This window comes from Kiloniella spongiae, from assembly GCF_001026905.1.
GTDB classification, from domain to species: domain Bacteria; phylum Pseudomonadota; class Alphaproteobacteria; order Kiloniellales; family Kiloniellaceae; genus Kiloniella; species Kiloniella spongiae.
On the sequence record NZ_LAQL01000006.1, the window covers coordinates 18,473 to 31,717 of the forward strand.

The 13,245-nt window shown below is 45.6% G+C and carries 16 protein-coding genes; 14 read left to right on the plus strand and 2 right to left on the minus strand.

The features are described 5' to 3' along the window. Positions 1-66 precede the first annotated feature (66 nt). The 14 genes from ccmD (at position 67) to WH96_RS09080 (ending at position 12,050) form a co-directional block, all read left to right on the plus strand. A complete protein-coding gene (gene ccmD, locus WH96_RS09015) occupies positions 67-273 on the plus strand; it encodes a heme exporter protein CcmD (protein WP_047763854.1) in 207 nt (68 codons plus the stop codon). Next, positions 270-725 (plus strand): cytochrome c maturation protein CcmE, encoded by a 456-nt coding sequence (gene ccmE, locus WH96_RS09020; protein ID WP_047763855.1) that lies wholly within the window; start codon positions 270-272, stop codon positions 723-725. Before ccmD ends, ccmE begins: the two co-directional genes overlap by 4 nt. After that, a complete protein-coding gene (locus WH96_RS09025) occupies positions 722-2,722 on the plus strand; it encodes a heme lyase CcmF/NrfE family subunit (RefSeq protein WP_047763856.1) in 2,001 nt (666 codons plus the stop codon). Before ccmE ends, WH96_RS09025 begins: the two co-directional genes overlap by 4 nt. After that, complete coding sequence (locus tag WH96_RS09030; RefSeq protein ID WP_047763857.1) at positions 2,719-3,276, plus strand: DsbE family thiol:disulfide interchange protein; 558 nt, start codon at positions 2,719-2,721, stop codon at positions 3,274-3,276. The genes WH96_RS09025 and WH96_RS09030 overlap by 4 nt, the downstream gene beginning before the upstream one ends. Before the next feature lie 37 nt (positions 3,277-3,313). Then, entirely contained in the window at positions 3,314-3,817 is a 504-nt protein-coding gene (locus tag WH96_RS09035; protein WP_047763858.1) for a cytochrome c-type biogenesis protein, read from the plus strand. After that, positions 3,814-5,046 carry a c-type cytochrome biogenesis protein CcmI gene (gene ccmI / locus WH96_RS09040; RefSeq protein WP_047763859.1) on the plus strand — a complete coding sequence of 411 codons (1,233 nt, stop codon included), beginning with the start codon at positions 3,814-3,816 and terminating at the stop codon, positions 5,044-5,046. The genes WH96_RS09035 and ccmI overlap by 4 nt, the downstream gene beginning before the upstream one ends. A gap of 124 nt (positions 5,047-5,170) precedes the next feature. Further along, positions 5,171-5,968: an ABC transporter ATP-binding protein gene (locus tag WH96_RS09045; protein WP_156176760.1), complete on the plus strand. Its 798-nt coding sequence runs from the start codon at positions 5,171-5,173 to the stop codon at positions 5,966-5,968. A gap of 45 nt (positions 5,969-6,013) precedes the next feature. Next, complete coding sequence (locus WH96_RS09050) at positions 6,014-6,775, plus strand: ABC transporter substrate-binding protein (protein ID WP_047763860.1); 762 nt, start codon at positions 6,014-6,016, stop codon at positions 6,773-6,775. 139 nt (positions 6,776-6,914) lie between these two features. After that, complete coding sequence (locus WH96_RS09055) at positions 6,915-7,682, plus strand: ABC transporter permease (RefSeq protein ID WP_047763861.1); 768 nt, start codon at positions 6,915-6,917, stop codon at positions 7,680-7,682. Next, positions 7,682-8,395 carry an ABC transporter permease gene (locus WH96_RS09060; RefSeq protein WP_047763862.1) on the plus strand — a complete coding sequence of 238 codons (714 nt, stop codon included), beginning with the start codon at positions 7,682-7,684 and terminating at the stop codon, positions 8,393-8,395. Before WH96_RS09055 ends, WH96_RS09060 begins: the two co-directional genes overlap by 1 nt. A 225-nt stretch (positions 8,396-8,620) precedes the next feature. Next, positions 8,621-9,601, plus strand: a complete 981-nt coding sequence (locus tag WH96_RS09065) for a sodium-dependent bicarbonate transport family permease (protein WP_047763863.1) — start codon at positions 8,621-8,623, stop codon at positions 9,599-9,601. A 1-nt stretch (position 9,602) separates the two neighbouring features. Next, positions 9,603-9,914 carry a P-II family nitrogen regulator gene (locus tag WH96_RS09070; RefSeq protein WP_047763864.1) on the plus strand — a complete coding sequence of 104 codons (312 nt, stop codon included), beginning with the start codon at positions 9,603-9,605 and terminating at the stop codon, positions 9,912-9,914. A gap of 245 nt (positions 9,915-10,159) precedes the next feature. Then, entirely contained in the window at positions 10,160-10,786 is a 627-nt protein-coding gene (locus tag WH96_RS09075) for a hypothetical protein (RefSeq protein WP_053005794.1), read from the plus strand. 103 nt (positions 10,787-10,889) lie between these two features. Further along, on the plus strand, positions 10,890-12,050 hold the full coding sequence (locus WH96_RS09080; RefSeq protein ID WP_047763865.1) for a mechanosensitive ion channel family protein: 1,161 nt from the start codon (positions 10,890-10,892) through the stop codon (positions 12,048-12,050). 55 nt (positions 12,051-12,105) lie between these two features. Here WH96_RS09080 and WH96_RS09085 read toward each other — a convergent pair whose 3' ends face one another. Then, positions 12,106-12,594, minus strand: a complete 489-nt coding sequence (locus WH96_RS09085) for a CreA family protein (protein WP_156176761.1) — start codon at positions 12,592-12,594, stop codon at positions 12,106-12,108. 11 nt (positions 12,595-12,605) lie between these two features. After that, positions 12,606-13,196: a DNA-3-methyladenine glycosylase I gene (locus tag WH96_RS09090; protein ID WP_047763866.1), complete on the minus strand. Its 591-nt coding sequence runs from the start codon at positions 13,194-13,196 to the stop codon at positions 12,606-12,608. Between the last annotated feature and the right edge of the window lie 49 nt (positions 13,197-13,245).

Sequence of the window (13,245 nt, forward strand, 5' to 3'; positions counted from 1 at the left end):
AAGTAAGAGAAGAAGCCGGGAAGTGATATAAATAATCCCGGCACAACTCAGGTTACGCAGGACAGTATGGAACAGATAACGAATTTTCTCTCTATGGGAAACTATGGCGCTTACATCTGGACGGCCTACGTTTTGACGGCTGCAGTGATGTTGGGATTGCTTGTCACGACCTTACAACGCCTGCGGAAAAACAAAGCTGAGCTGGAAGAATTCCAAAACATTCAGGATTCAACCAAACAATCTGGTCACAAGGAAGAGACAGCCCGCCCATGACGCGGAAAAGCCGTAGAATGTATGTACTCGTGGTCGCCATTGCTTTGCTGGCCTCTGCGACAGCGCTCGTATTAACTGCTCTGGATGATAACATCACCTATTTTTACAGCCCCTCGGATCTGAAAACGAAACAGGTCACGATTGGCCGGGCGATTAGACTGGGTGGTCTTGTCGAAGATGGTACATTCGAGAAGTTGGGTGATGGCCTCAAGGTTAAGTTTTCCATTACAGATGGCGCAGAAACTGTTGCCGTCACCTACCAAGGCATTCTTCCCGATCTCTTTCGCGAAGGACAAGGTGTGATCACCGAAGGTAGCCTGAACGAAAAGGGTGAGTTTATTGCCCACGAAGTTCTGGCAAAGCACGACGAGAATTACATGCCTACCGAAGTTATTGAAGCTTTGAAAGCATCCGGAGAATGGCGTGGAGATGAGGAGCAAGTAACAGAATGATTGCTGAACTTGGACAATTTGCCATCATTATGGCCCTGCTTGCCGCGATTGCTCAATCAATCCTGCCATTAATTGGCGCGGAACGACTTGATAGCCGCTTGATGGCTTTTGGTAGTCAAGCATCATTGGTTCAATTGCTTTTTGTTATTCTTGCTTTTGGGTGCCTAACTCAAGCTTACATTGTCTCTGACTTTACCCTCGTCAATGTCGCTGAGAACTCTCACTCCACAAAACCATTACTCTATAAAATCAGCGGTGTTTGGGGAAACCACGAGGGCTCTATGCTCTTATGGATCCTTATTTTGGCTGTGTTTGGCGCTGCAGTAGCTGCTTTTGGTCGAAACTTGCCAGTAACACTCAAAGCACGGGTTCTCGCAGTACAAGCCATGATTGGCGTTGGCTTTCTAACCTTCCTGATTTTTACATCCAATCCCTTCACCCGCCTTCTCGTGCCGCCAGAAAACGGCCGTGATCTCAATCCCCTTTTGCAAGATCCGGGTTTGGCCTTCCATCCGCCGATGCTTTACATCGGATATGTCGGTTTTTCCGTAGCCTTTTCCTTTGCCATCGCCGCCCTTATCGAAGGCAAGGTTGATGCAGCATGGGCGCGTTGGGTTCGCCCTTGGACACTGACAGCATGGACTTTCCTTACAGGTGGTATCGCGCTGGGTAGCTGGTGGGCCTATTACGAACTTGGCTGGGGTGGCTGGTGGTTTTGGGATCCCGTAGAGAATGTTTCCTTCATGCCATGGCTCATGGGAACTGCCTTGTTGCACTCCGCCATCGTGGTCGAAAAAAGGAACTCTCTCAAGGTCTGGACCATTTTACTGGCAATCCTGACCTTCTCCCTCTCTCTTATTGGCACCTTTATTGTACGTTCGGGCCTACTGACTTCAGTTCATGCCTTTGCTGTGAACCCAGAACGCGGTATTTTTATTCTCTTCCTTCTGGCTATTGCTATTGGCGGATCATTGGCTCTTTTTGCCTTTCGCGCACCATCACTAAAAGCGGGAGGTATTTTCTCACCGATCAGTCGCGAAGGTGGACTACTCTTAAATAATCTTTTGCTCAGCACAGCCTGTGCAACTGTCTTCCTTGGCACACTTTATCCACTCTTTATGGAAGCTTTGGGCGGTGGTCGCGTTTCGATCGGGCCGCCTTTCTATAACAATACCTTTGTCCCCGTTATGGTTCCCTTGCTTCTACTTGTATGCGTTGGCCCTCTGCTTCCTTGGAAGCGGGCCGATTTGATCGGCGTTCTTGGCCGTTTAAAATATGCCGGCCTGGCAACAATTCTGGCTATTCTAGCCGCCTGGTATATCACCGAAGGTGGACCACTCCTTGCAATTTTAGGCCTTGGAATGGCGGCTTGGCTTTTGTTAGGCACCCTTAGCGAGTGGGCAGATAAAATAAAACTTTTCCGCGCGCCCCTTGCCACAAGCTGGCAACGCATGGTGAAACTTCCCGGTTCTGCTTGGGGCATGACACTTGCTCATGGGGGGCTTGCGATTGCCGTAGCAGGCATGATTTCAACATCCGCGTGGAAAGTCGAAGATGTTGCTGTTCTCAAACCGGGCGAAACGATCTCCGTTGCCGGGACAGATTACCGTTTTGATGGTGTCCGTGAACTGACTGGCCCCAACTATCAGGCCGTGGAAGGTACCTTTACGGTTAGTCAAAACGGTGAATTTATGGCCATTTTGAAACCTGAAAAACGCCTTTATAACGTTCAGAAAATGCCAACGACAGAAGCTGCGATCTATTCAACTTTTGTTGGTGACTACTATGCCGTTATCGGTGATCAGGTTGAAGACGGCGGTTGGACGGTTCGCATATACCGCGAGCCTATGGTCACCTGGATCTGGTTCGGATGTACCTTGATGGTGTTAGCCGGATTACTTTCACTTGCGGATCGACGTCTCAGGGTGGGGGCACCTGCTGGAAAACGAAAACAAGGGAAGCGTAAACAGAAATCTCATCAGAATGCCGCAGCATGAATAAAAAAATACTCTTTACGCTTCCGCTTTTGATCACACTGGTTTTGTTCGGCTATTTCTTCTGGGCCCTGACAAAACCGGGAAGAGATCCCAAAATTCTGCCATCCGTATTAATCGACAAACCAGCACCGGAATTCAATCTGACTGCCTTGGAAAATCTCGGCGTGCCCGGCTTCTCCAGAGCTGATTTAACCTCCAATGGCAAAGTGTCTATTGTAAATATTTTTGCCTCCTGGTGTGTTCCCTGTCTTGCCGAGCATCCCGACATGGTCAAACTTGGCAAACGCAATGATATTAACCTCTATGGCATCAATTATCGCGACAAACCCAAAGATGCACTCAATTGGTTGAAACGAAATGGAAACCCCTATCACAGAGTTGGCAGAGATCCCAAAAGCAGAACCGGGATAGACTGGGGCGTTTATGGTGTTCCCGAAACCTTTATTGTCGATGCCACTGGCACCATACGTTACAAGCATGTCGGACCGTTGAACCCGGGTGATCTGGAAAACACGATTTTACCGATTATCAATAACCTTCAGGCTCAAAACTAGTCTGGCACAGCTTTTATATCAGGGAAATTATTTACCTATGCGTGGCTTATTTCTTTTTGCAGCCGTTCTTTTGATCTTCACAGCCAACAGTAATTCTGTGAAGGCTTTCGAGCCGGATGAAATCCTTGATGATCCAGCTCTTGAAGCACGTGCACGCGAGATCTCAAAAGAGGTCAGGTGTTTGGTTTGCCAGAATGAGCCTATCGATTCCTCAAATGCCGATCTCGCGAAAGAGCTACGGATTGTTGTTAGAGAAAGGCTTGTTGCCGGTGATAGTGACGATGACGTTAAAAGCTATCTCTCGGCCCGCTATGGCGATTTCGTCTTATTTCGCCCCCCCTTTAACACAGCCACCTTTTTGCTTTGGTTCGGCCCCCTTCTCGTTTTTGGTGTCGGCGGCATCGGCCTGATCTTTTTTTACAGAGGAAACAAAAACCTGAAAGTTGCCAAGCCACTTAGCCCAGAAGAAGAAGCGCGTTTCAATCAGTTTTTGGATGAAGACAAGAAGACAAAAAGCTCAAATTCAGGAGAAACCTCATGATTTTCTGGGCAATCATTGGAACACTGACAGCACTTTCTCTTCTGGTTCTCATCAAACCACTGGCAAGAAAGGCTGAGACTGCGCCTGCCGATACAGCTGAATCAGATCTTGCCGTTTATAAAGATCAGTTGAAAGAAATAGACAAGGATCTGAAAGCAGGAAACATTGCCGAAGCTCAGGCAGAAATCGCCCGCATAGAAATTCAACGGCGTATTCTAAACACAGACCAAGAACAGTCAGCCTCAACAATAGGCCACCCCTTATCACCAAACGCGATGAAAGGATTACTGGGAAGCTTGATTGTTATATTTCCAATAGCTGGATTAGTGCTTTACATGTATTTGGGGCAACCTGGTATTCCGGGCATGCCACTCGCCGAGCGCGACATTGCCTCAGAACGCATGGCAATTGCTCAACAGCAAAACAATCAGCGCAATACCGAAATGATGGCGCTTGCACAAAAGTTACAAACTCGCCTGGAAAACGATCCTCAAAATCTGGAAGGCTGGATGCTGCTGGGCAGTACCTATGCAGAGATCGGGCAATTCCCCCGCGCGGAAAAAGCTTTTCGTCAAGCAATGGAAAACAACCCACCTAACCCGATGATTTACAGTGCTGTTGCCGAAATGATGGTCGCTCAGGCAGAGGGCCAAGTCTCATCCGAGGCACTTGAACTCTTCAGAAAGACACTTGAACTCGACCCGCGAGATCCACGCGGACTGTTTTATAGCGGCCTAGCTTTAACGCAAGCTGGCGCAAACGAAGATGCCCTCAAACTTTGGTTAACCCTACGAACGTACACTTCCGCAGCAGACCCTTGGCTTCAGGTATTGGATGCTCAAATTGTCGGGCTTGCCAATCTGGAAAAGATGAACCCGGAAAAACTTATTGCATCTTATCCAGCACAGGAACCAACGGAAACTACAGAGCAACAGAACGAGGCTCAATCAGGACCTTCCCCTGAAGATATGGCCGCAGCCGCAGAACTAAGCGCAGAAGAAAGAACCGAAATGATCAACGGTATGGTCGAAAGACTAGCCGATCGATTATCAGAAACGCCAGACGATTTACAAGGTTGGATACAACTGGCACGTTCCTATCATACACTAGACAGGTCATCGGATGTACTTGAAGCCCTAAAAAATGCTGAACTGGCTGCAGAAAAACAACCTGATGCAGAAGAGGCGCGAGGCCAAATTCAAAAGTTAAAGCAAGAACTTGGGCTTTAAAAATTTGCCTTAAAAACATCTACGGAAGTTGTATATATTTTTTTTGCTTTTCATAATGAAAAAACCACACTAATTTCATTAGGAAGCAAAATAAGAAGATAATTCAACAATGGGGACATAACCTATGGCGTCAAACGCCGCGGCTATGGTGGATAAAACACCTGCACTTGTCTGTGAAGACATTCATAAATCATTCGGCAATATCGAAGTTTTAAAAGGTGTTTCCTTAACTGCTCATGAGGGTGATGTCATTTCTATGCTGGGATCCAGTGGTTCCGGCAAGAGTACGTTTCTACGTTGCATCAACCTTTTAGAAACCCCAAACTCCGGTAAGGTGACCGTTGGTGGTGAACTCATCAACATGAAAACCACCAAATCTGGTGAACCTGTCCCCGCAGATAACAGACAAATCGAGCGCATTCGTTCCAAACTGTCGATGGTGTTCCAGGGTTTTAACCTCTGGTCTCACATGACAACACTGGAAAACATTATAGAAGCCCCCATTCACGTTCTTGGTCTAAGCAAAGCCGAAGCCACTGAGCGTGCAAACGAAATGATGGAAAAGGTCGGCATTTACGAGCGCAAGGATTACTATCCTGCACACATGTCCGGCGGCCAGCAACAACGTGTAGCAATCGCGCGTGCACTGGCAATGAATCCATCCGTCATGCTTTTTGATGAACCGACATCAGCTTTGGACCCGGAATTGGTTGGTGAAGTCTTGAAAGTTATCCGTGATCTCGCCGAAGAAGGTCGCACAATGATCGTTGTCACGCATGAAATGGGCTTTGCACGGGAAGTATCAAACCAGACGCTCTTCTTACACAAAGGCCATATTCTGGAGCAAGGAAATCCGCAAGAGATTTTCACCAATCCACAATCAGAGCGTTTCAAACAGTTTATCGCTGGAAATCTAAAATAATAAAATAAACAACAGGTATAACAACTATATTTAGGGAGCCAATAAATGAAGAAATTTCTTGTAACTGCTGTAGCCGCAGCAATGACATTCACAGCTGGCGCTGTCGCAGCAAAAGACCTGCGTATCGGTGTTGAGGGCGCATACCCTCCATTCAGCAGCATCGACACCAATGGTAACGTTGTTGGTTTCGATATCGATATCGCCAACGCACTTTGCGAAGAAATGAAAGTAAAGTGCACACTGGTCGTTCAAGACTGGGATGGTATCATTCCTGCGCTTAACGCTAAAAAATATGACGCAATCATCGCGTCTATGTCCATTACCGAAGAGCGTAAAAAGAAAGTTGATTTTTCTGAGAAATATTACAATTCTCCTGCACGTTTCCTTCGTAAAAAAGGTTCTGGCATCGAAATCACAGCTGAAGGCATGAAGGGTAAATCTGTCGGCGTACAACGCGGCACAATCCACGATACGTTCATCACAGCTGAATTCCCTGACACAGAGATCAAACGTTATGGTACTCAGGACGAAGCATACCTTGATATCGCAGCGGGTCGCGTTGATCTTCTGATTGCTGACTCCATTGCAATGGATGATGGTTTCGTTAAAACCGATGCTGGCAAAGATTTCGAACTTTTCGGTCCATCTTACAGCGATCCTAAATACTTCGGTGATGGTGCCGGCATTGCCATTCGTAAATCAGATACCGACCTTCGTGATCGTTTCTCCGCTGCAATCAAAGCAATCCGTGCAAACGGTGTTTACAAGACGATCAATGACAAGTATTTCGACTTTGATATCTACTAAGAACAACGATGGAATAACCATCTTGTATCCTGGTTAAATAATAAAAGAGCACCCCCAGAACCCAAATTATCAATATCGGGATCTGGGGTGCTTTTTTAAAAAGCCTTAATTGAATAGGGTTAAAATCGGAAGATTTAAAATGATTAACCTTGATGGCTACGGATATAGCATCCTTGTGAGTGGCGGCATTATTACCGTCTCCATCTCTCTGGCATCCTTACTGGTTGCCTTTATTCTGGGGATATTCGCGGCTCTTGCGCGGCTTTCAAACAACAAAATAGCCAGCTCAATCGCCTTTAGCTACACCACAATCATTCGCGGTGTTCCCGACCTTGTTCTGATGCTATTGATTTTTTTCGGGGGTCAGGTTTTTGTTAACAATCTGCCGGAAAATCTACTGAATTTAACAGCATGGTTTAGTGAGCTAATCGGAGCAGGAGATTCCCTAAAAACAGCGGCTGAACCCTACCTTGACTGGGGGTATATAGATATCAATCCCTTTATTGCGGGTGTTCTGACCATTGGCTTTATCTTTGGTGCCTACATGGGCGAGACTTTTCGCGGGGCCATCATGGCTGTAGATCGTGGCATGCTGGAAGCTGGTACCGCTTATGGTATGACAAAATTCCAGATAAACCGACGCATTCTCTTTCCACAAATGGTTCGCCACGCTTTACCGGGAATTGGGAACAACTGGCTTGTTCTCATGAAAGCCAGTGCCATCACATCTATTATCGGCCTAGAAGATATGGTGCGTAAAGCAGGCCTTGCAGCAGGTGCAACGCGCGAGCCATTTAAGTTTTATCTAACAGCTGCTGTAGCCTTCTTAATCCTAACAACTCTATCAATCTGGGCCTTGAAGGTCATTGAAAAGCGTTATTCAGCTGGCGTAAGGAGTGCGCTCTAATGGATTTCCAAATCATACTGGACGAGCTTCCTTTATATTTTGAAGGCCTGCTCTTAACAGTCAAACTTGTTCCACTCTCTCTTTTGATCGGCTTTCTTCTTGCGATTCCGCTGGCCGTTATGCGCCTATCTAAAAACCCATTGATAAACTACCCTGTCTTTGCATTTACCTATGCGTTCCGGGGAACACCCCTCATCGTACAGCTATTTATTCTTTACTACGGTGTAGGACAGTTTGAAGGTTATAGCGACCTGACCAAAGAATTTAACTTCCTGAAAGGGGCTTATTTCTTTGCACTACTCGGCTTTACCTTAAACACAGCAGCTTACACGACGGAAATTTTTCGCGGGGCCATGGCACAGACATCCTTTGGCGAAGTCGAAGCAGCAAAAGCCTGTGGTATGTCCCAGTTCTTGATATTCAGGCGGATAATCATCCCCAGTGCATTAAGGCGTGCTCTGCCAGCCTATTCCAACGAAGTTATCTTTATGCTTCACGGCAGTGCATTGGCCAGTACCATAACGCTTGTTGACTTGACTGGTGCAGCACGTATCGTTCAGTCCCGTTACTACGCTCCGTACGAGGCGTTCATTACCGCAGGTGTCTTCTATTTCGTGCTGACCTTCGTGTTTATCTGGATCTTCCGTCTGGTTGAAAACCACTACAATAAGCATCTGAAACGCCAGGAAGAAACCATTCAGGTCGTGACTTGATATAAGCCAAAAAGATACGACACGACGAAGAATGGTTTCTTTGAGCACAACGACTTCATCTACTGATTCGTAAAATGGTCACCTGTTCAAATAAATCAGTAAAACGCCTTAACAAAAGGGAAAAACTGCTCTAGAAAGCGGAAACAAATTATGCGTAAAGAATGAAGTTTTACGTGGCGGATATTATTGTAACGCTATGACTTATAGCGCCTACGTCGAGGTTTTATGGAACAACTTTTTTCACTCGCGCAACAAAACTTACTGTCCCCCATAATACTCTTCTTTGTATTGGGATTTTCAGCAGCACTCGCCAAGTCTGATTTGAACTTTCCGGAAGCTATTGCCAAAGGCATGTCCCTTTATTTGCTGTTCGCAATTGGATTTAAGGGTGGCGCGAGTCTTTCTGGTTATGGTGTTGATTTACAGCTAATATTATCGTTACTCTCTGGTATCATCTTATCCGCTCTGTTGCCCTTTCTTGCTTTTGTTTTGCTGCGCATAATGACTAAGATGTCAACGATCGATGCAGCAGCAGTAGCAGCACATTATGGATCAATATCTATTGTAACATTTGTGGCAGCATCATCTATCTTAGAGATACAAGGCATTACCTATGATGGGTATATGGTCGCTGTCGCGGCGACGATGGAAGCACCTGCAATCATATCCGCGCTTTGGTTGATTTCAGGAAAGAATAAAGCGTCAAAAGGACTAGACAGCGCATTGATGCGTGAAATCCTGCTAAACGGATCAATTGTTTTGTTGATTGGCTCATTCTTTATAGGTTTAGTCACAGGCAAAGATGGCTTCACAGAAATATCGCCCTTTATAAGTGCTCCCTTTAAAGGCGTTTTATGCCTGTTCCTTCTCGATATGGGACTCGTTGCCGGACGAGGATTGATCAATGCTAAAGGAGCTGTTTCTGGTCGGGCGGTTTTGTTCGGGGTAATCATGCCATTAGCAGGGGCAACAATTGGCTTAATCTTTGCCATTACAATTGGTTTATCGCTTGGAAGCACCGTTTTAATGATGGTGCTCTCTGCGTCTGCTTCTTATATCGCTGTGCCAGCAGCAATGCGTGTTGCAGTACCGGAAGCAAACCCCGCGATTTATTTAACACTGTCTTTAGGGGTAACATTCCCATTCAATCTAACGGTGGGTATTCCACTTTATGTTACTATAGCAACTGCTGTGATCGGATCGTAAAATGGATATGCATGAAGCCAAGAGAGTCGAAATTATTATCGAAAAGATCATGGTAAATCGGTTAACAGATTTACTGATCCAGGCAGGCGTAAAGGGATTCAGCGTTTTACCTGTTTCTGGCGGTTCAGGAAGTTCCGGACATTGGAGTAGAGCAGGTCAAATCAGCCGTGCACAGGGTATGTCAGCCGTTGTATGCTTGATAAATCCTGAACGTTTGGAAAAGACACTGGACAGTATTTTCCCGTTGCTTGATCGCCATATTGGTGTGGTCAGTGTAACTGATACAAAAGTGATGCGGGCAGAATTGTTTTAAAAAGTCTCTGAAAATAAATGAATGGCATTGGCCTCTAAGACATTAGTACGCTCAACGTTCCACTAATTATTGATAATGACATCATCAATAATTAGTGATTACAGTATACGTAATATCGCCAATTAAGATATTCTTTACCGTGCCTTATGCTAAAATCAAATACTACTTTTCCCAAAGTGCAGATTATCAGCACCGGGTTAAGGGTAAATTTATATAGTTGGCAGAAAATAGATTAACGACACCGTATGATGGTAGCTAATCAGGAAACTGTAATTGATGAAGGTGAGAGCTACGTGGATCTTGAAAGTATTAAGGCACAATTACCTGGCTCAAACATTGATGAGACCAGCTTTCTAGCAACAGATTATTTAAATCATCTCAATGAAGCTGTGATGATGCTGGAAATGGTGCCTGACATGCCGGACCTTTTTGAAGAAGTTAAGGCTTGGGAACCTAAAAGCTATCAACAGCACTTTCTTGATAGTAGTTTTCAGGCAAAAGAACTGGCTGTTGCCGCTTACGAATCTGCTCCGACAGAATTTCGGATCCCTTTCGATAAAGCAGTTGAATTGGCAGACAAAGGTATCAAAGACAGTACAGATGCCATACAGCAAGCTTTGGCAGCAGGAGATCATGTCTCCATCGCCGCATTAGTACCTGATGCTTCTACACATATCCGCCACATGATCGACATTGCCAGTGCCGTCATTCATGGCAATCACAATGTCTTGCCTGCCGATAAAATCATGGAAATTGAAATGGACTGGCAAGCTACGCTTTCCGGTAACATGATGGCTGGTGGAATGTCTGAAGAAGAAAAAATCGATTTGGAAGCTATGGGGCAAGATGATATTGATGCATTATTTGATTAAAGAGGCCAAAGTTATTTTCTAAGGCTTAGACAGCACTGCTTTCACTCTTGACGACAAAGGCCTCCCTGAGCAAACTCCCCTCGCGCATAAACGGGGAGATATCATGGAAGATTTATCAACTTTCTGGGAAATAACACACGAAGTCTGGAATCAGGGTGTCTTTGGGCTCAGCATTGGCCACATTGTAACATCCATAGCAATTTTCTTTGCTTTTCTTGTTATCAGGGGATTGTTTTCCAAGTTGGTCATCAATCGCCTCAGAGCTCTAACGCGCAAAACCAAAAACTCTGTGGATGACCATGCGTTAGAAGCTTTGGAAGGCCCGATACGTATGATCCCGATTGCCCTTGGTGTATTCTTCGCGCTCGATCACTTAAACCTTGGCGGAGAAGCCGCCGTATTGGGCAATAATCTAGTGCGTTCACTGATTGCTTATACGCTTTTTTATGCCGTCTTTAAGCTGATAGATCCTCTGGATTTTCTGCTTCACCGATTCACGACAGTCCTCACCAGTATTATGGTCGACTGGATCATCAAAGCACTTAAAATTTGCGTCGTTCTGCTCGGTGCGGCCAGTATTCTCGAACTCTGGGGTATCAATGTTGGCGCTATCATCGCGGGCCTTGGTCTTTTTGGTGTTGCCGTCGCGCTTGGTGCCCAGGATCTATTCAAGAATCTGATTGCCGGAATCCTCATCATTGCAGAAAAGCGATTTAGCCGTGGCGATTGGGTACGGATCGAAGGCATAGTTGAAGGAACTGTCGAAGATATCGGGTTCCGTTCCACCCGTATCAGGCGCTTTGATAAAGCACCTGTCTATGTGCCAAATGCCAAGCTTGCCGACAATGCGGTGATCAATTTTTCCAAAATGACCAATCGACGTATCTACTGGAAAATCGGCCTCGAATACGACACGACAAGTGAACAGCTTCGCAAAATCGTGCAAGAGATCAAAGATCATCTGTATGGCACAGAAGCATTTGAGACCGATGATGCCCGTGCAACAACCCTCGTGAATGTTGATTCTTTCAACAGTTCATCCATTGATATTATGATCTATTGCTTCACCAAGACAACAAACTGGGGCGACTGGATGAACATAAAAGAAGATTTTGCCCTAAAACTAAAAGAAATTGTCGAAAACAATGACAGTGCCTTTGCTTTCCCGACATCAACTCTGCATGTGGCCAGCTTGCCCGAATCTCCAGCTCAAATTCGAAGCCTTCCCGGACTTGAGCCTGAAACACCCCTCAATAAGGGGTAACAGGAAAGGGCTCGCAATGAGCCCCTTTTCTGTTACATGTAAGGCCTAACCTTGATTACCCTTCGTTCCAAGGCATAATCGGTACAGAAGTAATCGAATTCTTTGGGCTACCTTCAATAACTCTGTCGCTGTAAACGAGATAAATCAAAACATTACGTTTCTCGTCAAAGAACCGAACCACTTGCATGGTTTTAAACACAAGCGATGTCCGTTTGGTGAAAACCTCTTCACCATCTTCGAGCTCTTCCCGGAATTTAATCGGACCTATCTGGCGACAGGCAATGGATGCATCGGTCGTATCTTCCGCTAATCCAACTGCGCCGGATATGCCTCCGGTCTTTGCGCGACTAAGGTGACAGGCGACGCCTTCGACCTTTGGATCATCAAAGGCTTCAATCACAATCTTATGGTTAGGGCCTAACCATTTAAAGACTGTATCAACTTCTCCTATTTCTTCGGCTTGAACAGCTGAAGAGAAAACAAGGAGACTGACGCCAAAACACAAAGATACCTTGTTGATAATATCACGTAATTGCAAATTCATTTTAAAGCTCACTAAATTCTAGGTGCATGTTTTTTATAACAGAAACAATCGACAGTATGGTCGTTGATCATGCCGCACGCTTGCATGAAGGCATAACAAATTGTCGGCCCCACAAACCGGAAACCATTTTTCTTCAATAGCTTGGAAAGTTTTTCAGATTCCTCTGTCGAAGCTGGTACCTGAGATAAATCAGTCCACGCATTCACACGTGTCTTGCCCCCAACAACAGACCAGACAAGATCTCGAAAAGCTCCTTCGCCCGCTTTCATAATCTCCAGCCAGGCCTGCGCATTACTAATCACCGAATTGATTTTCAAACGGTTGCGAACCAAACCTGCGTCCAACATTAGGCGTTCAACATCATCCTCAGTAAAACCTGCAATCTTATGCGGATCAAAACCAGCGAAAGCACATCTGTAATTTTCACGCTTTCGCAGCACGGTTATCCAGGATAATCCAGCCTGAGCACCTTCCAGGATAAGCATTTCAAAAAGCTCGCGATCATCCGTTATCGGAACGCCCCATTCTTCATCATGATAATCAAGATATAAGGGTTCATCACTAACCCAGCCACAACGTTGTTTTTCCTGATTGCTACTCAAGATTTTCCCCTAACTCAGTTTCAAACATATACGCTCTCTGATCAAAAAG